This window comes from Paenibacillus sp. 1182 (genome assembly GCF_017833915.1).
Taxonomy (GTDB): Bacteria; Bacillota; Bacilli; order Paenibacillales; family Paenibacillaceae; genus Paenibacillus; species Paenibacillus polymyxa_D.
On the sequence record NZ_JAFICR010000022.1, the window covers coordinates 20,482 to 45,863 of the forward strand.

The following is a 25,382-nucleotide window of genomic DNA, read 5'->3' on the forward strand; positions in this document are numbered from 1 at the left end:
TGCCGTATTCCTTATTCTCCAACGGAAGAGACAGCATACAGCCGTTCTGCAAATTCTATTATCTTAATTATCGCATCAAGCCAGATTTATCTCCCGAATCACTTCAAGCGGAACCTTCGGTTTTCGGTCTTCCGTCAACATTGACTTCCTGCTGTACATCGGTTACCTGTGTATAGCAATAGCCCGAGAGATAGGGGGGTCGCTTTAATTGCTCCGGTGATTGCACGGAAACGTTCGATAGAAGCTTCGACTGAATAAAGGAAATGCTGTTGTTTACGATGCTTTCCTTTTCCTGATATCGCCCCAAAAACTCTTCGCCCGTTTCCACATAATCATGAAGAGTTAAAAATATCCGAGACCCTATGCTCCCATCCGTCATTGGTAACCACCGGACGATACGGATCAATCGTCTTCGTCAGATGATAAATGGTTTGCGTGAACTGCTGCTGCCTTACATCATGTTCTATGGTCGATATGCCACACGATTCATTGAACGGGACCCAAGTTATGATGCTTGGATGATTGTACTACTGCGGCACGATTTCCAGCCATTCCTTCGTAAAGCGGCTAACCGCCTGGTCATTGAACTCAAAGGTCGACGTCATTTCTGACCAGACGAGCATGCCTTTCACATCACACCAATATAAAAAGCGTCAATAATATTGTATTAAATTATTAATTTTGTATTAAATACCGATCATGTTCGATTTCTCTGGTTCAAGAACCCATAGGAAAGACAGCGATTATTGAGCCGAACCCTGTACAAAAAAGCACACGTTATTTCCTTGCTTTATGCAATAAAAAGCCACTGATCTTCGGATTAAGACCAGCGGCTGATGCTCTCTTCATTTTAAACTTTCTTTAATACCCATACTCCATACGGTTCCAAAGGTACGGTACCCGTAAGCCTGCTACCGGAAAGGAGCTCCTCCGTCTCAACACTCAGTTTAATCTGAGCCGTTTCTCCGCTGTAATTCAGTAGAAATACCAGCTCTTCTTGTACATCCGCGCGAATAGCGACTTCTACCGTCGAAGGAGCTTGACACCAGCCCGCAAGCGGAGATGCCACCGGCAGCTGTCTTAGAAGCTCAGCCGCTATCGGTAAGTCAAAAGCTGCGCCCCAATAGTAGACCAGTCCCTCGCCGACACGGTTGACGGTCAAGGCCGGTTTCCCTTCATAGTAGCTTGATGCGTACTCCGCGAGTACTTCTACCGTGTCAGCATGAACACTCATTATATCGTTGAAGCCTGGAGCACAAAAATCAAGAGCTTGATCCTTAAATCGCACCGATACAGGTGATGCCGTCCCATTTATCATCGTAAAGTCCTCTACGTGAACGCCGCTCATTGCGGCTGCTGGGCCTGGGAGTGGCTGTATACGGCAGTGACCGAACTCGTTCTTATAACCGGTGCGGCAGCCGAAGATCAGGATGCCCCCATCCTCTACATATTTCTGTAACATAGCTGCCGTACTGTTTCGTAGGATCGCCGGATGCGTGTATACCAGCACCTTGTAATTGGCCAGTTCCCGCAGCTGTTCTGATTCCATACCCGGACGGATTGTAACCATATCCGAAGGTATATGTCCATACTGCAGTGCCTTGTACCAGCCGAGCTCACTTTGCTTTGTCAAGGGACCATACCATTTATCCAACTCGCTATCCCACTCGTTATCATAATCGCGAAGTAGAGCAACCTCTGCCACGTAGCGTTTGCCAAGAATCCGTCCTCCAACCTTTTGCAGCTCCTTTCCGACGCGGCCTGCTTCTGCGACCCGACGATTCGGCTGATTGTGATAATCATTAATTCCATGCCAGTACATTTCTGTACCAAACGTTGCCGTTCTCCAGCGGAAATACAAAATCATGTCTGCCCCGTGAGCAATGCTTTGGTAAGTCCACAATCGCATCTGCCCCGGACGCGGGGATGGCATCTCCATCCTGTTCACCCATCCTCCCGGACCGGATTGCTGCTCCATCACGCAGAAATTTGGTGACATCCCTCTGACGTTACTTAAAGAAAGCCCCCACTTGCGATCCAGCAATGGCATCTCCCCTTGGTCCGGATAAATGGTACTGAATTGAGGGTAAGAATCGTACGAGAAAAAATCAAGTAATTGATCCGTCATCCTATGACTATCCAAATGCCCGAATACACCGTTGGTTGTCACCCACTGATTAGGCGCCACTGACCGAAGGATGTCCACTTGTAGTTTGGCAAACGAAATGGTGTTATCGGATATAAACCGTTTCTCGTCCAAAGACTGATGAGGGTTCGTTGACCCGGATACGGTTGGACGAGTTAGATGAACCTGCTTCCAGCTGTCATAAGTTTGATTCCAGAATACAGTACCCCAGGTCTTATTGAGTTGCTCCAACGTACCGTATTTTTCCTCTAGCCAGCATCGGAAGGCCTGATGATCTGCCTCGGCATAAAAAACATTTATCTCGCAGTTCAGCTCATTATCAATTTGCCAACCCATGATGGCCGGATGATCTTTGTAATGTTGTGCCATCTCTCTTGTAATACGTGCGCAAAGCTCCAAATAAATGGGACTACTGTAGTTATAATGCCGACGCTGACCATGTTGGAACGTGACCCCCTCCATAGACACATTCAGCACCTCTGGATACTTATAAGTAAGCCATGCCGGAGGCGTAGCTGTTGGTGTGCCCATGATCACTTGAATCCCGATCGCGTCTGCCTGCTCCAAGAAACGGTCAAACAGCGTGAAGTCGAACTTTCCTTCCTCCGGCTCGAAGATCGACCAAGCAAATTCCCCAATCCGAATGACGCTGAAGCCCAGTTCCTTCATTCTTATGAGATCGTCCGACCACAACGATTCGTCCCAGTGTTCAGGATAATAACAAGCTCCCAAATGAAAGCGATCTAAAGATAAGGATTTCGGCATGCTCCAATTCTCCTTCAGTAGAAGTGATAGTACAAAAATGTGATTCTCTTATAATTGTATCTATTGTAATATAGGAATAAAAGGATTAGAATAATTCGATTTTGCTAAATGAATTACTTTTTTGCTAACTTACTCAAGGAGATGGATACATGATTAAAATAGATTGTTATCTTCCTTCACCCATTCTAAATAAAGGTATACTGTTTCCCGAATCGTTAGGGCATTACAAGAATTTCCCCAATCATGGGGAGCGAAGGAATGCAGGATTACTGATAGAATACAATTTACATATCATTTTTGCAGGCAAAGGCGCTATTGTGCATGATGGGAAGGAAATCGAGCTTACTCCTGGCATGGGCTTTCTTTTCGGCAAGCATACGACACAGCAATATCGAACTAAACCCGAGGATCCCTGGGATGTCCGATGGATTCATTTTGACGGGCAAGATGTAGATTCGCTATTACAAGGCCGAAGCATGCACGAACCGTATCTGTTCTCGCTCCACCGGCCAGAACGTTTAAAACCGCTGATGGAAGAAATGTTGCAACTTGCCCAAGCTTACCGTCACGACTATGATGTACGGATCTCTTCCCTGCTTTATGAAATTCTTCTGGAGATCGTCCACCATTCCAACCAAATTTTCGGGACCTCTCCCGGCGGCACCGTCCATGAGAGGATTCGTCATACGGCGGAATATATTCGTATGCAATGTCAGAACATGCTCGATTTGAAGACAATGGCTGCGACGTCAGGTTATAGCTCCTTTCATTTTAGCCGGCTCTTCCATCAGATCATGGGCAGTACCCCAGCTCAATATTTACTCCAATGCCGAATAACGCTGGCTAAACAGCTCCTTGTATCCACGGCACTCACTGTAAAGCAGATTGCACTGGAATCTGGTTTTCATCAAAGCAGCTATTTTATCAAGAGGTTTCGGGAGCAAACAGGTATCACACCGGAGCAGTTTCGTCAGCTAAGAAGGATGGGTTAGTCAATGCAAGAACTCCTTTAATAGCTAGGCAGGTGTGTAGGCAGCGTACAAATCGAAAACACAAATTTTGTAGTTGAATAAAGAATAAGCGGCCGCTTAGGACGTTTGATTAACATGTCCTACGCTACCGCTTCTGTTAATGTATTTTTTATTTCGCTTATATTATGGGATTATATTGTCTGTTTGGATATCGCTCCGAAATATTCTACAACTACCTCACGGAATTCCAAAGCAGCCCGCGAAATATACCGACTTCTGTGCCATAATAAAGCGATCTCCCGTACCAATTCGTGATTTTCTACTTGGAGATATTTAAGATGTTCCCGTGAATTCCTTGCCGTGCTTGGTATGAAGGCTATGCCAATTTCAGCTTCCACAAGCGTACTAAGCCTTGCAGGTTCATCCCCCTCATACACATATTTAGGTACAAATCCTTCCGATTTGCATACAGAGTCCACTAAATCGCGAGTACCGTAGCCTCTCTTTACACCGACAAACCATTCATCCCTTAGATCTTTCAACGTTACACTGCTTCGATCTGCCAACCGATGCCCCTTTGGAACAGCTACAAGGATTGGGTCGATAAACACGATTTGGCATTCGATGTCATCTCCCTCTATTGGAGGTGAGGACAAGCAAAAATCGACCTCGCCTCTATGAAGAAGCGTTACCATTTCCTGCGTAGTCAGCATTTGCACATGAAATTGAATATAGGGTCGCTTTTTCCGAAACTCTCGCAGGATATTGGGTAATGTGCTAGCGGTGGTCACCGCCAATTCGAGAGTGCCATGTTCCGGGCTGGATAAATCACTAAGCTCCTGCTTCCCCTGCTCCAATTCAAATAAAGCCCTCTCTGCTCGATGAAGGAATCTGCTTCCGAACTCATTCAATCGCAGTTTCCTCCCTGTTCGATCGAATAGAGGAACCCCCAGATCTTCCTCCAGGCGTTGAATCGTTTTGCTCAGCGACGATTGAGTAACGTGCAGACTTCGTGCAGCTTCGGTCACATGTTCCAAACGAGCTACCGTCAGAAAATATTGCAGTTGAAGAAGTTCCATTATGCCCTCCATTCATTCCCTCAAGTCAATGAGATTATAACATCAAATGCGTTGGAATAAATAATCGATTTCAAGTACGATGACATTAATTCGCTATGGGGGGACCAGAAATGAGCGTTCGCAGCTGGTGGTTAATGATTTCAGTTGGTCTAGGGATACTATTGAACCCATTAAATTCTTCGATGGTTTCAGTTGCTATTCCAAGTCTACAAAATGTGTTCCATCTTGACTTTACAGGTGTTTCCTGGATTATTTTTTCTTTCTACATTGCAAGTAGCATCGCTCAACCTGTCATGGGTAAGGCCAGCGATTTATTTGGTCGTAGGAAGATATTCCTTACCGGGCTTGTTGTAGCCTTCATTGCATCATTATTAGCTCCATTATCACTAAATTTCGGGTGGCTCATCATGTTCCGCATTGTGCAATCCATCGGAACAAGCATGATGGTTGGAGTTGGAATGGCTATTGTTCGAATTCATATTACAGAGAAACAAGCAACTGCGTTGTCTGTTTTGTCCATATTCCTATCTGGAGCAGCAGCAATTGGCCCCTTTATTGGCGGGGTGTTGATTCATTGGTGGAATTGGCCTGCTATCTTTTTCATCAATATTCCGTTTGTGGTGGCCAGCTTTGTATTGGCTTGGAGGAATATTCCTAAGGACGAACTGCCAACATCCGTAGCACGCAACATGTCTTTTCGTAAATGGTTTGATTTGATTGATGCAACAGGGATTCTGCTCTTCACATTGGGTCTGGTTGCCCTGCTCGTTGGGTTACTCTCGGCAAAATCATCTGGGCATATCTCATTAGGAAATGTCATTGTCGGGCTGATAGGCTTCGTTGCGCTGGGGGCATTCGTACGACATGAGTTAAAAGCGACATCACCCTTCATTCCTTTACGCACATTCGCCAGTTACCCTGCGATGATTTGGATTAATGTCGAATTCATGCTCGTTAACGTACTATATTACTCGCTCTTTTTCGGGCTTCCGTCCTACTTGCAAATGGTACGTCATGTCAGCGAATTCCAAACAGGCATTCTCATGCTAAGCTTAGGCTTGTGCTCGCTAATTACTTCTCCCATTGCAGGACAATGGATCGATAAATCAGGACCCAGACCGGCATTGCTGGTGTCCGCAATTCTGATGACATTGGGGTCAGTGTGGCTGGTGACATTGAATCCAAATTCACCGGTTATCAGCGTGTGTTTGGCTTTAGCTGCATTCGGTATTAGCAACGGTTTGAACAATGTAGGTATGCAAGCAGCCCTGTTTCAAAGTTCTCCAAAAGAAATAATCGGTGTAGCATCCGGATTATTTAGCACATCAAGATATCTGGGAACCATTATCTCTTCATTATTGATAGGTATCGTAATGGGAGGTACATTTAGCTTCAAGGGATTTCAAATGCTTGGGATTATCCTCACGGTAATTGCATTGTCTTTGGTATTCATAAGTCGGCGGCACCAGAAGTCAGCGCAATTGCATGAGTCATAGGTTCACCAAGTTCATATCTCAAACCAATGTGTGGCACGGATCATCATGAACCAAATGTCATTTATCTGGCGTAAAGATGGTGTCTCCCCTCAAAATGGAAGGCTTTACGCAGGATGGTGGAAAGAAAGTTTATAAATAAACACTAGATAATCTAGGTACATCACATAAATCGAAGAAGGGAAGAATCCGAAAGAAAGAATAACATTTCCCCAGCTTTTGATATACTGGGAAAACTCTAGTAGCTTCAGGATTTTAATAAAAAGGAAGCTTTTTTGTTCGATTGAAAATTGGACAATCAAACAGGAAAACTTCCTCAACACATATTTAAATGATATTTTATTCGTCGTTTACATTAGTTAATCACAGTACATCACTATAATCTTTTAACTTCTTGGATACGAATCAGTCGTTTCTTGGTATTCTATCGGACAATACAACGTTTGATTTAATGTTTTTGGCTTAAAGATGGTTACAACAAAAAACGCCAATTTGGCGACTTTTTATACATAGTTGTTGTCCTTCGACAGTAATGAACGGTCAGGCGTCGCCATAGATATGTAACTAAGTAAGTAGAAAACTCAATTTTATATCGGCATTTCAAAAGAAAATGATGATATTAATGAGAAAATAGCGTTGAACTATCGTTCTCAGTTACTTTAGCGAACCCACCCTCCAGTATTCGCATTCTTTTCTGCTAAACCCCTCCTACTTTCTTCATTTGATATTTCCAATAAAGCAATTCTTCATCCTTGTGACAAATTTGAAATCCTAACTTCAATAACAAATTCTTAGAGCTGATATTGTCAAGTACGCATCTTGCCGTTATGATTTGAACTTCTTCATGATTTAATGACCACTCTATTATTTTTTGAGCGACTTCATAGCAATAGCCTTTGCGGCGATGGCTTTCATTCGTTGCAAAACCGATCTCAATCATACCGTTCTGGTCAGGATCTCCTAAAAAACCAATCCCTCCAACAATTTCTTGGTTATCCTTATCTACAATGATCCAAGAATCAAAACCTCTAGTGCCATTATTTTTATCAGGCCCCGGCCATTCATCACTGGTTTTATAACCCAAAGCTTCAATAGCACCTATATCACGTCGGGCTGCTGCTTCGATTAAATTAAGATCAAGTGTTTTTAATAAGAGCCGATTCGTTTGAAGTTCATATATTGTCCACCTTTCTATTTACTTAGATTGAATCTTTCATTCAAGAAATCTGGTTGTATTTGATCCAATTGGAGTAATTCCCTTCTATCCCACTTTGCTAAAAATTGGAAAAGGGTAGGAATGAACATACGTCATTCCTACCCTCATATCAACTGCTATTTGGGCCACAAAAAAATCCGCGCTGAAACAACACGGATTGGACTCATTATAACAGGTATCCCTAAGGATCTGGTAATATCCGTTGTTCTTAACTAATTCCGAAGCTTTCAAATCCCACCCGTAATACAAAAATTGGGCAGAGAAATAGTAAGTACATGAAAACCCCTTTTTATGGAATTGGATTAGTAAAGAACAGCTCTAGACAATAAAATCTCTCCTTAGTGAATTACCCTTATTATACCAAGGCCAATTTTATCTGCTGACCTTTCACTTGTTACAAAAGCGTTTTCCCAGGTCCTCCGATTTTGACTATATTTTGATACCATTCATCCGGAAAGTAACCATCTGGGATTGCACATCGAATGTAGCCTCCGACCTTTAAATATCTAAAAACATAACTTAGCTGCTTGAACTCCTTCAGCGTAATATGCAACAATAATTTTCATTAATGTGATTAGAATACTCGTTATTGAGTGATAACCCTACAGGCCTTTTCCGCCTAGGGCACGCAGTTTAATAGGCTCCGCTCCGACAATCAACGGTCGGCCGCGTTGTATCGACGCCAGTACCTCTTCGTTCTTAAGACTGGCTGCATGAGCATCTGCATCTTTCCACACTTCGGTCACATACACCGCATTCGGGTCGTCGTCTGACACATTGACTATATACAAATAGCAGTCAGTATTCGACTTCAACAGATCGGCCGCTTCTAGCAAGATGCCTGCAAGAGCATCCCTTTGCCCTGGAAGTGCCATCAACTTTCCATACATAGCAAAATGGTTCATGATCCTCATCCTACCCTCGAGTGAAATTTGACTTCATCTTATCATAATGTTCCGCAATGTCAGCGTAATTTCAGCAAGTTTCTCCACAAACGCTAAAAAATAGTCGGTACCATTCCTCCATCCATACGGATTGGAGAACCTTTAAATGCAGATGCATAAGGGCTACATACAAATGTAGCTAGTCTTCCTATTTCAATAGGCTTGATAAATCGCTGTATTTCAGATTGAGGCAGGTTTGTAACCATAAAATCTTTCTCTTTTTCTGAAAAAGTCATATCTTCATGAGGATACATACTCTCAATTATTTGGTGCACATTCTCAGAGAGCGTTGGTCCCGGCATGATCGTATTGACTGTAACTTCTGTTCCTATTGTTAATTTAGATAAGCTTTTTGACAATGACAACAACATAGATTTTGTCATACCATACTGAGGCATTTGTCCTGAAGGCATAATTGCTTCTTCACTCGCAATAAAAATAAGGCGACCATAATCATTTTTCAACATTTTAGGTAAATAAAATTTTGATAATCCATTTGCAGCAAGAACGTTAGTGCGGAAGTATTTTTCCCATACTTCATCGTCTACGTCCACATATTGCATAATTTCATAAATACCCATATTGTTAACTAAAATATCAATTTCGGGGCATTTTTCAAATAAGGCTTCTCTTTGTCCAATATCCACAATATCGGCTGTAGCATTTTGAGGGGAGGTAGCTGGGAAATCTGACTTAATTTCATTTACAGTTCGTTCTACCTCTTCATAATTTCGTCCATTAATTAGTACATTAACACCTTCTTTGGCTAGTTCAATGGCAATTGCTTTACCTATGCCTTTCGTTGATCCTGTAACTAAAGCTGTTTTATATTTTAATCCCATATCCATAATACACTTCTCCTTTTTTAAAACAATTGTGCTCCGGATAGTGATTATATTATCTTGTCTGGATTGTCCAGTAACTAGCATATTGCGCCAAAGTTCTTGTTTAACACGCCAAATGACAAAACTCATTAGGCAGTCCTAGCGTGCTCCTGATATCGAGTTTGTACCTAAATGTTCAGTCCGCCAATTTGAAGGCGTATCCCCCTCCCATTGGCGGAAGGCGCGGTAAAACGAGTTTTGATCTTCGTACCCAATCAGGAATGCTACCTCTTTAATATCGAGCGAGGGGTCTGCCAAGTACTCTCGTGCCTGCTCATGTCTAGCTTTTGTCAATAGAATCTTGAAGCTCGTATTTTCGTCAGTAAGACGGCGCTGCAAGGTACGATCGCTCATACTGAGCTCCTTCGCCACAGCCTGAATGTCGGGGCGCCCTCTTGTAAGGCTGCGTTTCATGATCCATTTGACCATCTCGGTAATTGAACGGCTGCGCTGCTGTTCATCCAACGATCGGTCCAGAACAGGAGTCAAGATTTCCAGCAACTCTTCGTTGTACGAGACAAAGGGGCGGTCCAGGTCTCTTCGATGTAGCGTCAATCGGTTACATTTTGCACCAATCCGGATACGACAGCCGAAATAAGCTTCAAGGGCTTGTATATCGCCCATGTAGTGCGAAAATTCAACAAGCTGCGCTTTCAAAGGTTGACCTGTGCCCCGGCGCCCAATCTCCAGAAGACAAGCCAGCGTGCTACCAACCAGCATCGGCGGACCAGACTGCTCGGGAGATAGCCACTCCAGATCAATTGTACAGTGCTCGCCCTCCTCCGTGATATGTAGGTTTTCCGGGGGACACAGTTGTTTGTACCGAGCCATTCGGTTTAGAGCGTCGCGATAGTCCCGAGCGTGGTAAGTCGCTAAGACAGTCGGTGGGTACTTTGCTGTATCAAAGACGGTCACAAGTCTGATGATTCCTTGGGCTGTGTCACCAATGAGATCAGAATATGCCTGCCAGATCGCGAAATATTGGGCGGTGGTGACTACTGGTTCAGTAATAATGGTGATCGGCAGTCGTGCTTTGCGTGCTACGTCGTGGGCGCCAAACCCTAACTGACATAATCCTGCCCACAATCCTGGCGGGAATTTAATACGCTCAGAGGTATGAGACTTCATATATATGGGCCTCCTTTATATACTTACATATTCATTGGTTTTGGTTGCGATGAGGTCCCTCTTAAGTACACATAAGAATACTCTTAAGTACGTTAAGGTGTCTACATTAATGTAATAAGCTGTGGAAAATGTTACATCATATTGTTATCTGGGCTACTTTCAATCAATGATGAGTGATTTGGCGAATTACTTAATCATGATAAAATTCTGTTAATGCATGAACGACTCATTCTCAACACCAAAAAACACACCCATATGTTTATGAGTGTGTTTTTAAAACCCCAAATCACCGACACTCCTAGGAATGTCATTCCCTTAATACTGATTATTCTAGCTCTTTCATGGATTATTTTATGTTTTCATGGAAGATTTAGAGTGAAATGTGTTGATTTAAGGAGGAAATAGCGGATTTAATTTTTATGTAAAAAGCAACTTAAAAATGATCAAGCCATAGAATTCGGTTGTGGAGCGATACCCGCTTGAGTTTTATGGTGGGCAAAACTATTTTGCTCACCATTTCAAAGGTTTACTGATTACTTAAATGCATCCCAAAATTTCATTAAATAAATCTGTTTGTTTCTCTCCAGATTCCTATATATCTCTCTTATGATGGATCGAAAAATAGAGCAGATCTAAATAGTTCTTCGAATCACGCTTTTGGTTGCTGCCGCCTCAAAAATCGTCTCAATCAGCACCAATACACGGTGTACTTCTTCATTTTTGATCGCAATCTCCGCTTTTCCTTCGATGGTGGAGACAAAATTCTCATAAAAGCTTTCTGCAGCAGCAGGTATTTTCTCAATCGGGAACTTAAGGGTGGATTCCTCAGACGGCGGCGCCATCGTTTTCGTCAATCCTTGACCTGCTTGAATCGGCTTGGGTTCCACGTGAGCAACATCTGGATTTCGGGTGACGATCTCTCCGCTCAAATCCCAATCTCGAATCACTGCGGTTCCTTCGGTTCCTTTAATATACCAGCGTGGCAGCTTTACGTAATTGGTTGTACCCACTTCAATGACTGCTGTCAGGCCGTCCTTGAACTCAATAAAGCTGGCAAAGCCGTCATCCACTTCAGTCCCCAAAATATAGCTTAGGGTAGCAGCTACGCTTTCTATTTTGCTGTCCGTAATCTGAAGCAGCTGGTCCAACAGATGTACTCCCCAATCCAGTAGCATTCCTCCTCCATACGCCTTTAGTTGCCGCCAGTCACCTGGAATGCCATTAGCTCCCTGAACTCGCGATTCCAGCTGGAAGAGCTCGCCCACGGTCTTATTGCCAATTATATCTTTGATAATTCGGAAGTCTTCATCCCATCGACGGTTCTGATGTACCGTAAACACACGATTTTCTTTCTTTGCCACCTCAACAATATCCAAGAAATCCGCGCTCGTTATCGTAACCGGTTTTTCGCAAATGACATGCTTTCCGGCTTGTAGCGCCTGGATCGCGATTTCCTTATGAACATCATTAGGTGTTGCTATCAAAACAATATCGACGGCCTCATCGGCCAGAACGGCGTCCAGGCTCGCGTAGGTTTTATAGCCGGCAGCCGCAGCCAGTTCCATCCGGTAATCGACAATATCATATACACCGCCAACGGCAAGTTGCTGATTAGATTCGATCAATTGAACATGGTAGCTTCCCATGCCTCCATAACCGATGATGACTACATTGTATATACGATTGTCCATTTTCATCTTCCTCCACTCCTGATTTAAGCCCACCGCCTATCAAGTGGGTGCTCATGTCAATAAATTTTAATGTCCTCGTAACTCACCCTTAACTTCGTCGGATAGCTCTATCATACAAATCTCATGAAAAGCTTTCCTCCTCATTTCTTGCTGTTTTATTCCCGAATATTGTCCTGCGGTATTTCAATGGTGATGTTCCTGTCGCTTCCTTAAAGAGATGATGAAACGTCTTTACACTACTGAACCCTGCCGCCTCTGCGACCTCAGTAATCGGATTGTTTTCATTCAACAAGATCCATTTTGCCTTATTTAGTCTGTAATCATTCAAAAATGCTACAAAGGTCATCCCCGTATTCTTCTTAAACAGCCTGGCGAAATAATAAGGACTGAACCCCATATAATCAGCGACATTCTTCAGCGAGATGGTTTCATGATAATGACATTCCACATACTCAAAAATACGTTCCAGTTTATAAAGAGTGTCCTTGGATTGTGTTAAGGTTCTTTCTGAGAGTTCAGGAAGCCTTGGGGTTATGCTTCTCGGCACTTCACGCATAATAAGAGTCAACATCTCAAACACCTTGGCTTTGATCATATAAGCATGGCCTTCGTGTCGGTTGACGTTCTCATCATAAATGCTTTGAATCAGAGGAAGCATTTTAGCTGCTGTTTCTTCTGGCCAGTTCCAGCTTGATTGCTCCATCTCCGTAAATATATATCTTAGAGGGCGTTTCTGATCACTTAATGTGGAAACCTCTTGAAAAAAGCTCAGATCAAATTGAATAACCACCCGTTCGCTGTCGGGAGAGGCCAAGAAATAATGAACATCACCCCCATTTATAAACTGAACTTCACCTTGTTTCATGCGTATCGAAATATCGTTAATTCCCAGATCCAAGGTTCCCTGGGTCACATAAATAATTTCAATTTCTTTATGCCAATGAGGATAGCAAAGCACGTCGCCTTTATTAATAAAACTCCGGAAAGGAAAATGTCGGTCAAGCTCCGGGATTTCTAAATAAAAATTCATTTTGGTAGACTCCTTTTGCAGTAAAGTTCAAAAAGCCGTGCACATGACTAATGATAATTATGCTGCACTGCATTCCTTTCTTCCCTTCTTCATGCTTCTCCTTCTCAACTAGCGAATAAAATTCCCTCTCCCTTTTGAATTGTAAGCGTTTAACATTCGTTTTTCTACCCTATCAATCATAGTTGCTATGAAGTAAAGCAACTGTTAGGCATCTTTACTAGGTATCCTTACTAACATTATTGCAAACTCAAAGTTATGACTTAATTATGAGCCGTTTGGCGTTCGAGAACAATTTGGACTGATCTTATTCCCTCCTGCCGCTTGCAGTTTCTTTAGATAAAGGTTTCACCTTAACTGGATTAAACATAATTGAAGTTAAATACGTGTAAAATTGTCAAATTAATTTTTTACATTTTCTATATAAAAATATATATACATTTCCAATGTGATGGTATATTCTAGTAAAAAAAATACTCATATAAAAAATATGACCTACTGGAGGGACAGGCCTTGAAGAGACTATTCGCTTTAAGTTGTGCTTTCTATCTGTTAATCGGCGTCACCAGTGTGGTGCTTGGGGCATTACTGCCGACTTTACTATCTCACTATGGACGGGGGTACAGCGATGGTGGATTACTGCTGTTCCTGCAGTTTTTCGGATTTCTTGTCGGTGTTCTGCTCACCCCCTTCATGGCTCTGCATCTGGGTCGCAAGTCCATGTTATCCATAGCCCTGGGTAGTATCGTGGCAGCGTGCATTATCTTGGGTGTACTACCCTCATGGAATTGGGTCATCGCAATGGCCATCTGGGTTGGTTTCGGCTCAGGCATCATTGAATCGTCCATCGGAGCGTTTACCATTGAGTTCACGGAGGAGCAAAAAGCCGTGGCCATGTCTAAGCTGGATGTCTATTTTGCACTTGGTGCACTGCTTATTCCGGCGATCGTTAGCCTGTATATCTGGCTTGGAATGTGGAATCTAACCTTTTACACCATCTCCCTTCTCACTTTTGTCTTAGCGCTGTTGTGGCTTACCATGCCTACATCCGCCTCCTCTCACCTTACCCAAGCAGACATCCGAACTACTGAACGTTCAGTTGAACAAGCCCGTTACTCTGGACAGCATCGTGTATTGCTAGGAATCTTCATTATATTCTTCTTTGTTTATATGGGTCTTGAACTGGGGCTCATGAACTTCCTACCTTCTATTCTGACAGAGACGCTACATCTTCAAGGATCCGTAGCCTCGCTGGGTGTCAGCGTGCTTTGGATTGCAATGATCATTGGTCGTATGTTCTCAGGAAGGATTGCAGAGTCAGCAGGATATATTCCTTACCTGCTGTGGAGTGCAATCGGTACTTTCTGTTTCCTAGTTGCCATGGTGTTTATATCCAGCCAATGGGCTACATACCTTATAATTTTCGGTGCAGGTCTATTCATGTCTGGACTCTTCTGTATCGCGCTTGTCTATGCCAACGTGCTGATTCCAGGAATGACCGAGCGGACGACCAGCATTCTGATTGCGTCGGGCGGAATTGGCGGCTCGGTGCTTCAATATGTAATTGGCTGGAGCATGAGCGAATGGCCAGTGGCGGCTAGCCTCTGGATTTTAGGAGGGTTTACTCTGATTTTGCTGCTGGCACTTATTCTCACGCATCTGTGGAATGATCGGGGCAGCCGAGTCGTTGACTCTCTTGTCCATCAGGGCAAGGAAGGATGATATTGTTTTAGTTCTTAGGGGAGGTGAGGCCTATCGCAGAAGCACCGGATTATGCTCCCTTGTCCATGAGGGCAAGGAAGGTGGATTTCTTATTTTGGGGAGGTGAGTTCAGCCTCGTTATGCTCTGATAGGGTGGTAGACTTTATAAAGATGACTTAATAAGAATGTATATTCTGATATGGAGGGGAAATATCGTGCATACGTTGACCAAAGAACGTTTCAGATATGGTAAAGGCATTACTCTAATTGACGATTCGGGTAAGGAGTATTTGGATGGCGTATCCGGCACCTTCAACTTGTCGCTCGGTTATAACCACCCTCATGTCGTAAGCAAAGTACAGGAGCAAGTCGGCAATCTTGCACACATGTCTTCTACTTTTACAGAGCCTTATGTCGAAGAAGTCCTAGATCATCTAATCCAGTATGCCCCGAACGGCATAGACGCCGGATGGATGAGAGATATTACCGGCTCCACAGCGAACGAATGTGCTGTGAAGCTGGCCCAAAAATACACCGGAGCAACCGATATCATCAGTCTGCATCTATCACATCATGGACAAACCCAGTTTGCAACAGGCATTTCCGGTAATGCCTTTCGTCGCAAGAATTTCCCTAACTCAGTTGCAGCAAATTCTCTGCATGTGCCTGCCCCCTACTGTTATCGCTGTCCTTTTAATTCTTCACCAGACAAGTGTGGTCATCATTGTATTGACGCTATATCGGACGCCATTGAGTATGGAAGCTCAGGGTCTGTGGCCTGCATGATTATTGAACCCATTCTGGGCAACGGAGGTAATATCATCCCGCCTGCAGGATATTTCAAGCGCCTCCGTCAGCTATGCGACGAGCATAGGATGATTCTGATTGCAGACGAAGTGCAGACCGGAATCGGGCGGACAGGTTACATGTTCGCAAGTGAACTGTTTGACATCCAACCGGATATTATTACTCTCGCTAAGGGTCTGGGTGGTATTGGAGTCCCGGTTGCGGCGGTATTGATGCAGTCTCGTCTCGATGTCCTGGAGAAGCACGAACATTCCTTTACTTCGGGCAGCAATCTGATCTCGGTCACGGCAGCCAAATCCACATTGGAGGTTGTAACCGAGCCCGGTTTTCTGGAAGCCGTCCGGTCCAAAGGAAGCCTGCTCGGATCCCTACTGACGGAGATGGCCGACAAGTATGATTGCATTGGTGAGGCTCGTGGCGTCGGACTGATGTGGGGACTGGAAATTGTAGACGAGGACGATGCCCCGGATGCAGTGAAAAGCAACGGGATTATCGATCGCGCATTTGAGGAACAACAATTAATTCTGAGAGGTTCCCGTTACGGTTATGGGAATGTGGTCAAAGTCAGACCTTCCCTCACGGCTACCGAAGATGAGATTGCCGAAATTGTTAAACGGCTTGACGCCGTTCTTGCTACCCTTCACTAACGATCTGCCCAATAAGCAAAAGGAGGAATTATACATGCTCGCACTTGTATATAAATCAGCTTGGGATGTCGCACTTGAGGAAAGACCTATCCCGGAGATAAAAAAAGATAACGATGTACTCGTCCGGATTCGGGCGACTGGCGTATGCGGTACGGATCTAGGTATCATCAGTGGCAAATATCATGCCGTGCCTTCTACGATTTTGGGGCACGAATCAGCGGGGGATGTGATCGCTGTAGGACCAGCCGTCAGTTCACTGCAGCCTGGAGACCGAGTGGTGATTGATCCAACTTACTACTGCGGCCAATGCGAAATGTGCCGGACAGGAAGACAAAATCATTGCACACACAAATCCGTAACAGAGACCGGAGTCAGCGCAGACGGTACGTTCACCGATTATTATGTGACTGAGGACCGTTTTTTGTACAAGTTGAAGGACCATATCAGCTACGAAGAAGCGACGCTGACCGAGCCGCTGAGCTGTATGCTGACCGGAATCAACCAGATTAACCTGCTGCCGAACTTCACAACCGTTATTATAGGCGCAGGTCCGATCGGGATTCTGTACAGCTATGCTCTTGCTTCGAAAGGCGTAACTGGTTGCCTTGTTGACATCTCGGAGGAACGGCTCGCCATAGCGGATTCTATTGCCCCCGAACGGTGGTCCGCGCACGCCACACTGGAATCGGCCATTCATAAGCTGGCTCCGTTAAAAAATCAGGTGGACATGATTGTGGACACCACAGGAGTGGTCGGCACTGAGGTGCTAAGCCAGCTTGCGAGCGGCGGGTATTTGATGCTGGTGGGGCTGAGAGATGGGATAAGCTCGTTTAATCCGAAAGAGGTAGTTGACCGTAGCCTTAAAATCATCGGTTCGATTGATTCTCTGGGCACGTTCTCCACGGCGCATTACCTGATTGAGCAGCAAATCATTCCCGCCAAAAAAATCATTACCCACTCGTATCCGCTGGATGACTACCATGAAGCCTTTAAGACGCTTGGATGCAATATCAGCGAGCGGACACTTCAGCCCTCGTCTCAGGCGATCAAGATTGTGCTGCAATCTAGTGGCTCCGACAACTAAATTTAGCTACTAACAAGGGGGAGAATGGACATGACGAGCATCCATCATGTTACACCGACGAATAATGAATGCACAGGAGACCTATCCGCGTCCGTTCCAGTCAAAGCGGTCATTTTCGACATGGACGGGGTGTTAGTAGACAGCGAACCGATCTACTTTGAGGTCGAACGCAGCTCCTTTGCCCATTTCGGTGCGCCCATGACGGAAGAAGAGCATCACACCTATGTCGGAGTGACACTCGAATCCATGTGGCGTCAAGTGCTGGACAGGCATCAGCTCACCAATACGGTGGAAGAGGCCTTGTCCTATCACCGAAAAAATGTGATGCAGACAATGATTGCACACGAGGGCCTTGCGGCGATCGATGGACTGGAGCGGTGGCTGGACTGGCTGCAAGAGAAAGGGATTCCGGTCGCGGTGGCCTCTTCCTCTCCGCGGGCGCTGATTGATCTCATTATGGAAAAGACAGGACTTGGCCGTTACTTTGACATTCGAATCACCGGTGAAGAGGTACTGCAGGGTAAGCCGGCACCGGACATCTTCTTATACGCCGCCGAGCAGCTAGGCATTGCACCAGCCCATTGCATCGTTATTGAGGATTCACATAACGGGGTCCAGGCAGCCAAAAGTGCAGGAATGTACTGTATCGGCTTCCATAACCCCGGCTCCGGCCGGCAGGATCTGTCCAGAGCTGATCGCTGTATTCTCAGCTATGACGATCTGTGGGCGATCAAAGAGAATTTGCCGTTTGATGAGCAGTTGCTTGCCAAGAGCAAGAGTCGAAACATACCGGAAGGCATACCCCCTTTATAATCATATGGAATCGTCCGATCTTTACTATGATTGAGGGTATTAAATAATGCCCCTTGGAATATACACTGGAGAATGTCATTTTTCCTTCCCTGTGTGTACTCTAAGGGGCGTGCTTTACGTCAAATCGGTATAGTTAGAACACGTACGTTTCCGGTTCAATAGAAAAAAGGGGTGCTGTTAACACCCCAAACTGGATTCAACGATATATGTCCTGCTTCATCTGAACGGTAATTTTGCGTATATTCAGCTCTTTCTGTCTTCTTCGGTAATCAGAGAACTGTAAGCCGGAATTTTAACTGTTCCTTTCTTCACCTTCACATCCTTTGAGGTGGAGAAGACCACTTTCCATTTACCCTTATCGGGATCTTTCATCTGCAAGGTAACCGGCTCTCCAGACAGGTTATGATATACATACAGTGCTTCTTTGCCTGAAGTACGTTTAAATGCGGTCACGCTGGCAGAGCCTGCTTGTATAGGTTGCAGACTGTCGCTGCGTAAAGCTTCATGTTTTTCCCTCAGACGGATGAGTGTGCGATAGCTTTCCAGCAGGGAATCATCGTCTCTCAGCTGCGCTTCCACTGATACCTCGCCTTTGTTGTATTTGGGTTTCTCCCATGTCGTTTGACCAGGGCCCTCTCCCTTGTACCAGCGCATAGGCTCACGAAGAAACTCATCAGGCTTCTCTCCCTTCATACCAATTTCTTCGCCATAATAGAGGAACGGCTGACCCGGAAGCGTTAAAAGAATGGAAGCGGCCAGCTTGGCTTTTCGCACATCCCCGCCTAGCTCGCTCATGACACGAGTCTGGTCATGGTTGCTCAGGAACGGAGCATCGAGTGCCGCCTTATTATATGATTTGTACAGTTGCAGCGTTTTCTCGGCGAATGCCGCGATACCCTGATCTCGGCCGTTTTTCACGGACTTCAAAATCGTTCCGCCCAGGTCAAAATTAAACAAGGAGTGGAGCTGTCCGTAATAAGGAGCTATGGTCTCCGGTTTGTCCCATACCTCTCCTGCCAGATATACATTTGGATTTACCTTCTCCATCTCGGAACGAAATTCACTCCACCAGGCAATGTTCTTATCCGCACCATCTTTCGTCTGTCCTCTAAAAATATGCATCGCCGCGTCAAGTCGGAACCCGTCTGCACCTTGCTGCAGCCAATACTTGCCGACTTTGATCATTTCTTTGCGGACTTCGGGATTGTCAAAGTTCAGATCCGGCATGCCCGACCAGAACGTACTGTAGAAATACCCTTCGCCATTCGGATTCTTATGCCATACCTGCTGACCCCACGAGCCCTTTTCTTCCAAATCTGTGTTCTCATCCGCCCATACGTAATAGTCGTGGAATTTGCTTTGCGGGTTGGCACTGGCCTCCTTGAACCATGGATGCTCGCTGCTTGAATGATTGATAACAAGGTCCATGATCACCTTAACGCCCTTTCGGTCCGCTGCTTTCATCAAGGTGCGGAAATCATTTAGACTCCCATACTGTGGGTCCACCTGATAGTAATCAGTTGCATCATATTTATGGTAGCTTGGAGATGGATTTAGGGGCATAAGCCAGAGGCCGCTGACCTGCAAATCCCTACCCGAATGGGGTTTTCCATCGTTTAAGTAATCAAGCTTTTGTGTGATTCCTTTCAAATCACCATGTCCGTCTCCATTCGAATCATAAAAAGAATTGATATAAATTTCATAAAATACGCCGCTTCCAGTAGAAACCGGAGGCTTATGTCCGTTCGATTCCTGCTCTGCCATTGCGCTTGAAGCGAACATCGTGAGCATAGGCACCGTTAACATGGCGGTGGACAATCTTCTTAAGCGTTTGTTACGTGTCAAAACAAATCAGCTCCTTTGATTGTTATGGGTGCGCTTTCATTATAAATAGAAACAATCCAAAAAAAGGGGATATTTATTATCTATTATGGTGGAAAATATCGATCTTATTGTTTTATCTCTGTATTGAGCGAAAAGAGGAGCAGACTCTATGTCTACTCCTCTTTTCATCCAATCAGTTCAAGAAATATATCTCAATTTAATACGTTGGGAAGCTCTGTGAAGCGAAGACTTCACTGCATTCTCACTCTTGTTTAAAATTCTAGCCGTTTCCTTTATGGAGTATCCTTGGACTAATCGCAATTCAAGTACCGTTCTTTGCTCGGTATTACTTGCCATCAAGAGAATTTGATTGACCTCCTCCTGAATTTCAAAATCAAGGATATCCCAGTGATAGTGGAGCAGCCCCTTACGTAAAATGTATTCCTCCATCTTTTTTCGTTTTCTGATTAAATCTATAGCTAAATTTTTGGCAATTCTCAAAAGGTAAAACCGAATACGATCTTGGGGCAAGTCAGGCGAAGCTCTTATAAACCGAATAAAACACTCATGCAACAAATCTTCAGCATCCTGTTTGTTATGCAATATCCTCAATAGATAGCCAAAGAGGTCTGATTTGCAAGATAAATATAGATCCTCCAGATCTTTAACATCCATATTATTGCGTATCCCTTCATGCTTTGATTGAAATCGGTACGTTACTTGATAGTCTTAAATTCATATCCCTGCTTTTTTAAATATCTTATGATTTCAGGCAAGGCTTTGGCTGTTTCTTCCTTCCCATAAGTGTCATGCATGAGTACCACTGCTTTTTCTCTAGTCCCAATATTTCTCATGAATTCACTAATTAATTGCTCAGCATTCTTACGTGCACCCTCTGCATCTTTAGGTAACACATTCCAGTCAATCTGATGGTAATCCTTATCCTGTAGTTCTTTGTCCAGTACTTCCATACCATCGGGATCATTTCTCTGCCATGTCATGTGGCCGCCTGGAAATCGAATCGCTCTTGTGGAAAAATTCTGCCCCAATATTTGCTTTAAAACTTGATTTGTTTTTTCAATATCATTCATAAAACTGCTCGAATTCACAGTCTGATTCGGATACAAATAACTGTAGTCATGTGAGTAGGTATGATTTCCGATCGCATGTCCTTCCTTAACCAATCTTTTTGTTATTTTTTTAGTCACTTCATTTTCCTCTACTGCTTTTCCTACCACAAAAAACGTTGCTTTCACACTTTCTTTTTTAAGAATATCTAATATTTTAGGCGTTACGGTAACCGATGGACCATCATCAAAAGATAAATAGACTACTTTTTTACCGTCGATCCCCTCAGGTCGCTGCCCTTGCATTTGCTGATTTAAGTACTTTTCAACAAATGCTGCATCTTCAACATCCGAAACATTTTGTAGAGAAGATTCGCTCCCTTTGGATTTGTTATTTAGTTTGTCGGTTGATACTGATTCTATTTTTTCTGCATATTCAATCGTTTTTACTGGCTGTGGTTTACTACTGAAGATGTCAAAGAGTTTTATAATCATTAGAACCATACAAATGAGAATAATAAACAGTAGTCTTCTTCTCTTCCTCTTCATTCGATGAGCTCTGGTTCTATTTTGCACATAGCTTTTTTCCATAGTATATATTCCTCCAAAAATCTAGAAGCAGTTCACGTTTTATGTTGCGACCATGTGCCCATTCAATTATTCGTATCTCAATGCATCTATTGGTTTTAATCTTGCTGCTTTATAAGCCGGATATACCCCAAATAGAATGCCTGTACCTGCAGAGCTAAGAAACGAATATAGGATCGGCGAGATTGTAAATTCAATGGTCATGCGTGCTGTTGCTTCGATTATTTTGGAGGCGCCTACGCCTGTAACAACCCCGAGCATCCCCCCTAGCAGACCAAAAATGACCGCTTCGGACAGGAATTGAATCATAATATCTCTTGGCTTGGCACCAATAGCTTTTCGAATACCAATTTCTTTCGTGCGCTCTATAACCGACACCATCATAATATTCATAATTCCGATTCCCCCTACCACAAGTGAGATCGCAGCTACACCTCCCAGCAAGCTGGTCATGATATTATCTACACCGGATGCTGCACCTGCTGCTTCGGACAGACTCATTACTTGAAATTGATCCGGTTCCGAAGGTTTTAGCTGATGCGTCACACGCAAGCTTTCCAATATGTCTGATTGAGCCTGACCCATCAAGCCTGGTGACTTGGCGGATACCTCCAGACCAGTAATGTTTTTCTCACCCAGACGGTTCATCATGGTTGTAGCCGGGATGTAGATTTGATCATTTGTACTGTAGCTTAAATTCGTAACAGGCTGAGAATTCAATACTCCGATTACTTTGAAAGGGATCTGTTTGATTTGAAACGTTCGTCCCAATACGCCTTTGGTATCTCCACCAAAAAGACGCACAACCGCTTGGCTTTCCAGAATGGCAACATTCCTACGTTTATCCATCTCATCGTTGGTAAATGTTCTGCCCTCGGCAAAGGAAAACTTTTTGGCCTTGTAAAATGAAGCAGATGTCCCTACAATGGTTGCATTATAGTTATATCGCCCCCATGCAGCTTTTGAACTGCTTGAAATACGGGGCATCATTGCTGCAATCGAACTCTTTTGTTCCAATGCCTCGACATCTGTCCACGTAAATGAGGGCAAGGTATCCTGATTTATTTCTTCCTCAGTCATTGGCATGACGGGAGCAACCAAAAGTACGTTATTTCCTAACTTATTGATTTCCTCCTTAATACTGGCCTTTGAGCCATTCCCGATGGCCATAATGGCAATCACCGCTGCCACCCCGATAATAATACCGAGTATCGTTAAAAATGAGCGCATCTTGTTGGTAGTTAAGCTGTTCATCGATACACGGATCGTTTCCATCAGATTCATAGACTTACCACCCTTGATGAAATTCGTCTATTTGCAATAGGCTCATCTCGCTCAATGTTACCATCCCGAAAGCTGATCAATCGTTTGGCATATTCCGCTACTTCCAGTTCATGAGTAACCAGGACAATGGTTTTTCCTTGCTCATTCAAGCCTTGGAACAGCTCCATAATCTCGATGCTCGTCTTCGTGTCCAGTGCACCCGTAGGCTCATCTGCCAGCAGAATGACCGGATGATTCACCAAAGCTCGGGCGATGGAAACCCGCTGCTGCTGACCGCCAGAAAGCTCGTTAGGCTTGTTATACATCCGTTCTGCAAGGCCCACCATCCGAAGCGCCTCTATAGCTCTTTCCCGACGCTCCTTGGCAGGAACACCTGCATACATCATAGGCAGCTCCACATTTGCTAAAGCTGTAGTACGAGGCAGGAGATAGAATTTCTGAAACACAAATCCTAGCTTCTGATTTCTAATCTCTGAAAGTTCGTTCTCACGAGCATCCAATATGGAGTAACCATCCAGATAGTATTTACCGGTATCCGGATGATCCAGGCAACCAATAACATTCATCATGGTGGACTTGCCTGAACCAGAGGGCCCCATGATAGCAACAAACTCCCCTTCGCTAATAGATAAGTTCACACTGCGTAGAGCCTGAATCTCCTGACCGCCTACTTCATACCTTTTTTTCAGCTCTTTAATTTCAATAACGGTGTTATTGGATTGAGTTTCACTCATTGTGTCTGCCCCCCTCCACTGCCATTCGGGTCAGCACTGCTGTTCTGAGGAGGAATAACAATGGTTTCACCTTCCTTGACACCGGACTTGATTTCGGCCTGATCCGCTGTATAAACACCCAGTTTCACGGGTCTAAACTCATAATCGGCCGGATTCGCTGTGTTCTTCGCCACATATACTCCATCCACACCGCCTTCAGACCTCAAGGCAAACAATGGCACAGACAGCGCATTTTTGTGTTCAGCTAACAGTAGAGATACATCCATATTCATCCCCGGTTGCAGCCTTATGTTTTGGCTATCCAAAGACAATTCAATTTTGTATGTAGTCACATTGGCTTCCGTCACCGGCTCTGGAGAAACAAAGCGTACTTCGCCTTTAAATTGTTTGTCCGGGAATGAATTCGAGTGCATTGTCGCCTGAAGTCCGGTCTTTAATTTAGCAATATCACTTTCGTTCACCTTGGCAAGAACCTTCATAACCCCTGTGTTGGAGTTATTCATGACAATAAAAGGTGCAGTAGGACTAGTGCCCACATCGCCGTTGACCTTCAAAATAATCCCGTCCCACGGCGCCGTAACCTGTAATTTACTTAGAACACTTTTCTTCTGCTCTAATGCCGTTTCAGCCTGCAATAAAGAAGCTTGTGCAGATTGGATGTTGGAAGCTTCAGGTGGGGACTGTGCAGCCTTTAATTGTATTAATGCTGTTTTATAGCCCATTTCCGCCTCTTCGATCGCCTCAGTTTGCTTGGTCTGTGCCTTCTTGTACTGCAGCTCTGCATTGCTCATATCCAGTTTTGCCTTATCCAGATTTTGCTTGGCTGTCGCCAGGTCACTTTCTGCTGCCGCATCATTCTGAACCAGATAAGCCTGGTCATCATAATCCTTCTGGGCTTTATCCAAAGTCACCTTGGCTGCCTCCTTTTGCGCAGCAGCTTCCTCTAATTCCATCGCGTTCTTGGCTGTTTTAATCGCCATCTGTGCCTTTAAGACATTTGCTTTCTGTAGCTCGATATCATTTGTTTTGGGTCCGCGCTTGGCTTCGTCCAGTTTGGCCCTTGCAATTGCGACATTAGATTCGGCATCCTTAATTTGCAGCCTGGCATCTGAATCATCTAGTCGTGCTAGCACCTGACCTGCCTTGACGCTATCTCCTGCTTTGACATTGACAGCGACGAGCTTGGCACCCTCGATATTTGTAAAATTAATATTTACTTCCTTGGAAGCCTGAACGGTTCCAGTCACGCTAAGCGACTCGGTTATGTTAGCTTTCTGTACCTGTACGACCTGATTCGCCGGAGCCTCCACAGGTTTTTCCTGGCCCCTTTTCATGTAGAGCGTACCGCCAATTCCCGCTATAATGAGCAAGATCAGAATACCTATGCTCCTTTTCACTCTTCTTTTCTTTCTTAATACTTGTAATGAATTTTTATCTTTCTTTTCTGTTTCCGACAATGTTATATCCCCTTAAATTGTATTTTTGCTAA

Annotated in this window: 20 protein-coding genes and 1 pseudogene; 6 read left to right on the forward strand and 15 right to left on the reverse strand. The window is 44.3% G+C overall.

Annotated features, from left to right (window positions below; genetic code table 11):
• Positions 1 to 75: 75 nt before the first annotated feature.
• Positions 76 to 653, reverse strand: a pseudogene (locus JOD82_RS27795) (glycoside hydrolase family 2 TIM barrel-domain containing protein); the annotation flags it as partial.
• Between the two features lie 197 nt (positions 654 to 850).
• Entirely contained in the window at positions 851 to 2,911 is a 2,061-nt protein-coding gene (locus tag JOD82_RS27800) for a beta-galactosidase (RefSeq protein WP_209950339.1), read from the reverse strand.
• Positions 2,912 to 3,060: 149 nt separating this feature from the next.
• Between JOD82_RS27800 and JOD82_RS27805 the strand changes: the two genes are divergently transcribed.
• Entirely contained in the window at positions 3,061 to 3,903 is an 843-nt protein-coding gene (locus JOD82_RS27805) for a helix-turn-helix transcriptional regulator (protein ID WP_209950340.1), read from the forward strand.
• Positions 3,904 to 4,073: 170 nt separating this feature from the next.
• Here JOD82_RS27805 and JOD82_RS27810 read toward each other — a convergent pair whose 3' ends face one another.
• The gene (locus tag JOD82_RS27810; RefSeq protein ID WP_029518469.1) at positions 4,074 to 4,961 is read right to left on the reverse strand and encodes a LysR family transcriptional regulator; all 888 of its coding nucleotides are present in this window, start codon (positions 4,959 to 4,961) and stop codon (positions 4,074 to 4,076) included.
• Between the two features lie 110 nt (positions 4,962 to 5,071).
• Here JOD82_RS27810 and JOD82_RS27815 point away from each other — a divergent pair, with 110 nt between their 5' ends.
• Positions 5,072 to 6,457 (forward strand): MFS transporter, encoded by a 1,386-nt coding sequence (locus JOD82_RS27815; RefSeq protein WP_029518470.1) that lies wholly within the window; start codon positions 5,072 to 5,074, stop codon positions 6,455 to 6,457.
• Positions 6,458 to 7,151: 694 nt separating this feature from the next.
• Here the strand turns inward: JOD82_RS27815 and JOD82_RS27820 are convergent.
• The 6 genes from JOD82_RS27820 to JOD82_RS27845 form a co-directional block, all read right to left on the reverse strand.
• The gene (locus tag JOD82_RS27820; protein ID WP_069011332.1) at positions 7,152 to 7,634 is read right to left on the reverse strand and encodes a GNAT family N-acetyltransferase; all 483 of its coding nucleotides are present in this window, start codon (positions 7,632 to 7,634) and stop codon (positions 7,152 to 7,154) included.
• A gap of 638 nt (positions 7,635 to 8,272) precedes the next feature.
• A complete protein-coding gene (locus tag JOD82_RS27825) occupies positions 8,273 to 8,575 on the reverse strand; it encodes a putative quinol monooxygenase (protein ID WP_029518474.1) in 303 nt (100 codons plus the stop codon).
• Between the two features lie 92 nt (positions 8,576 to 8,667).
• Positions 8,668 to 9,462: an SDR family NAD(P)-dependent oxidoreductase gene (locus JOD82_RS27830; protein ID WP_069011331.1), complete on the reverse strand. Its 795-nt coding sequence runs from the start codon at positions 9,460 to 9,462 to the stop codon at positions 8,668 to 8,670.
• 135 nt (positions 9,463 to 9,597) lie between these two features.
• A complete protein-coding gene (locus JOD82_RS27835) occupies positions 9,598 to 10,626 on the reverse strand; it encodes a helix-turn-helix transcriptional regulator (protein WP_069011330.1) in 1,029 nt (342 codons plus the stop codon).
• 632 nt (positions 10,627 to 11,258) lie between these two features.
• A complete protein-coding gene (locus JOD82_RS27840; protein WP_039275006.1) occupies positions 11,259 to 12,323 on the reverse strand; it encodes a Gfo/Idh/MocA family protein in 1,065 nt (354 codons plus the stop codon).
• 115 nt (positions 12,324 to 12,438) lie between these two features.
• Positions 12,439 to 13,347, reverse strand: coding sequence for an AraC family transcriptional regulator (locus tag JOD82_RS27845; protein ID WP_029518478.1), 909 nt, complete (start codon positions 13,345 to 13,347; stop codon positions 12,439 to 12,441).
• A gap of 510 nt (positions 13,348 to 13,857) precedes the next feature.
• Here JOD82_RS27845 and JOD82_RS27850 point away from each other — a divergent pair.
• The 4 genes from JOD82_RS27850 to JOD82_RS27865 all read left to right on the forward strand — a co-directional run bounded on the left by JOD82_RS27850 (position 13,858) and on the right by JOD82_RS27865 (position 18,396).
• On the forward strand, positions 13,858 to 15,066 hold the full coding sequence (locus tag JOD82_RS27850; RefSeq protein ID WP_069011329.1) for an MFS transporter: 1,209 nt from the start codon (positions 13,858 to 13,860) through the stop codon (positions 15,064 to 15,066).
• 164 nt (positions 15,067 to 15,230) lie between these two features.
• Positions 15,231 to 16,499, forward strand: a complete 1,269-nt coding sequence (locus JOD82_RS27855) for an aspartate aminotransferase family protein (RefSeq protein WP_209018357.1) — start codon at positions 15,231 to 15,233, stop codon at positions 16,497 to 16,499.
• 34 nt (positions 16,500 to 16,533) lie between these two features.
• Entirely contained in the window at positions 16,534 to 17,583 is a 1,050-nt protein-coding gene (gutB1, locus tag JOD82_RS27860) for a 2-amino-2-deoxy-D-mannitol dehydrogenase GutB1 (protein WP_029518481.1), read from the forward strand.
• 30 nt (positions 17,584 to 17,613) lie between these two features.
• The gene (locus JOD82_RS27865; protein ID WP_029518482.1) at positions 17,614 to 18,396 is read left to right on the forward strand and encodes an HAD family hydrolase; all 783 of its coding nucleotides are present in this window, start codon (positions 17,614 to 17,616) and stop codon (positions 18,394 to 18,396) included.
• A gap of 243 nt (positions 18,397 to 18,639) precedes the next feature.
• Here the strand turns inward: JOD82_RS27865 and JOD82_RS27870 are convergent, their stop codons facing one another.
• The 6 genes from JOD82_RS27870 to JOD82_RS27895 form a co-directional block, all read right to left on the reverse strand.
• Complete coding sequence (locus tag JOD82_RS27870; protein WP_069011325.1) at positions 18,640 to 20,241, reverse strand: alpha-amylase family glycosyl hydrolase; 1,602 nt, start codon at positions 20,239 to 20,241, stop codon at positions 18,640 to 18,642.
• 177 nt (positions 20,242 to 20,418) lie between these two features.
• Positions 20,419 to 20,895, reverse strand: a complete 477-nt coding sequence (locus tag JOD82_RS27875; RefSeq protein WP_029518484.1) for an RNA polymerase sigma factor — start codon at positions 20,893 to 20,895, stop codon at positions 20,419 to 20,421.
• 41 nt (positions 20,896 to 20,936) lie between these two features.
• Entirely contained in the window at positions 20,937 to 21,878 is a 942-nt protein-coding gene (locus JOD82_RS27880) for a polysaccharide deacetylase family protein (RefSeq protein ID WP_209950341.1), read from the reverse strand.
• Between the two features lie 66 nt (positions 21,879 to 21,944).
• Positions 21,945 to 23,159 carry an ABC transporter permease gene (locus tag JOD82_RS27885; protein WP_029518486.1) on the reverse strand — a complete coding sequence of 405 codons (1,215 nt, stop codon included), beginning with the start codon at positions 23,157 to 23,159 and terminating at the stop codon, positions 21,945 to 21,947.
• Positions 23,156 to 23,893, reverse strand: coding sequence for an ABC transporter ATP-binding protein (locus JOD82_RS27890; RefSeq protein ID WP_029518487.1), 738 nt, complete (start codon positions 23,891 to 23,893; stop codon positions 23,156 to 23,158). The genes JOD82_RS27885 and JOD82_RS27890 overlap by 4 nt, the downstream gene beginning before the upstream one ends.
• Positions 23,890 to 25,350: an efflux RND transporter periplasmic adaptor subunit gene (locus JOD82_RS27895; RefSeq protein ID WP_165150588.1), complete on the reverse strand. Its 1,461-nt coding sequence runs from the start codon at positions 25,348 to 25,350 to the stop codon at positions 23,890 to 23,892. Before JOD82_RS27895 ends, JOD82_RS27890 begins: the two co-directional genes overlap by 4 nt.
• Positions 25,351 to 25,382 lie beyond the last annotated feature (32 nt).

What these genes read in the sequence shown, in the direction of transcription:
- JOD82_RS27800 (WP_209950339.1), bottom strand. Translation starts at nt 2,911, where the DNA reads ATGCCGAAATCCTTATCTTTAGATCGCTTTCATTTGGGAGCTTGTTAT.
- JOD82_RS27805 (WP_209950340.1), top strand. Translation starts at nt 3,061, where the DNA reads ATGATTAAAATAGATTGTTATCTTCCTTCACCCATTCTAAATAAAGGT.
- JOD82_RS27810 (WP_029518469.1), bottom strand. Translation starts at nt 4,961, where the DNA reads ATGGAACTTCTTCAACTGCAATATTTTCTGACGGTAGCTCGTTTGGAA.
- JOD82_RS27815 (WP_029518470.1), top strand. Translation starts at nt 5,072, where the DNA reads ATGAGCGTTCGCAGCTGGTGGTTAATGATTTCAGTTGGTCTAGGGATA.
- JOD82_RS27825 (WP_029518474.1), bottom strand. Translation starts at nt 8,575, where the DNA reads ATGAACCATTTTGCTATGTATGGAAAGTTGATGGCACTTCCAGGGCAA.
- JOD82_RS27830 (WP_069011331.1), bottom strand. Translation starts at nt 9,462, where the DNA reads ATGGATATGGGATTAAAATATAAAACAGCTTTAGTTACAGGATCAACG.
- JOD82_RS27835 (WP_069011330.1), bottom strand. Translation starts at nt 10,626, where the DNA reads ATGAAGTCTCATACCTCTGAGCGTATTAAATTCCCGCCAGGATTGTGG.
- JOD82_RS27840 (WP_039275006.1), bottom strand. Translation starts at nt 12,323, where the DNA reads ATGAAAATGGACAATCGTATATACAATGTAGTCATCATCGGTTATGGA.
- JOD82_RS27845 (WP_029518478.1), bottom strand. Translation starts at nt 13,347, where the DNA reads ATGAATTTTTATTTAGAAATCCCGGAGCTTGACCGACATTTTCCTTTC.
- JOD82_RS27855 (WP_209018357.1), top strand. Translation starts at nt 15,231, where the DNA reads ATGTATATTCTGATATGGAGGGGAAATATCGTGCATACGTTGACCAAA.
- gutB1 (WP_029518481.1), top strand. Translation starts at nt 16,534, where the DNA reads ATGCTCGCACTTGTATATAAATCAGCTTGGGATGTCGCACTTGAGGAA.
- JOD82_RS27865 (WP_029518482.1), top strand. Translation starts at nt 17,614, where the DNA reads ATGACGAGCATCCATCATGTTACACCGACGAATAATGAATGCACAGGA.
- JOD82_RS27875 (WP_029518484.1), bottom strand. Translation starts at nt 20,895, where the DNA reads ATGGATGTTAAAGATCTGGAGGATCTATATTTATCTTGCAAATCAGAC.
- JOD82_RS27880 (WP_209950341.1), bottom strand. Translation starts at nt 21,878, where the DNA reads ATGGAAAAAAGCTATGTGCAAAATAGAACCAGAGCTCATCGAATGAAG.
- JOD82_RS27885 (WP_029518486.1), bottom strand. Translation starts at nt 23,159, where the DNA reads ATGAATCTGATGGAAACGATCCGTGTATCGATGAACAGCTTAACTACC.
- JOD82_RS27890 (WP_029518487.1), bottom strand. Translation starts at nt 23,893, where the DNA reads ATGAGTGAAACTCAATCCAATAACACCGTTATTGAAATTAAAGAGCTG.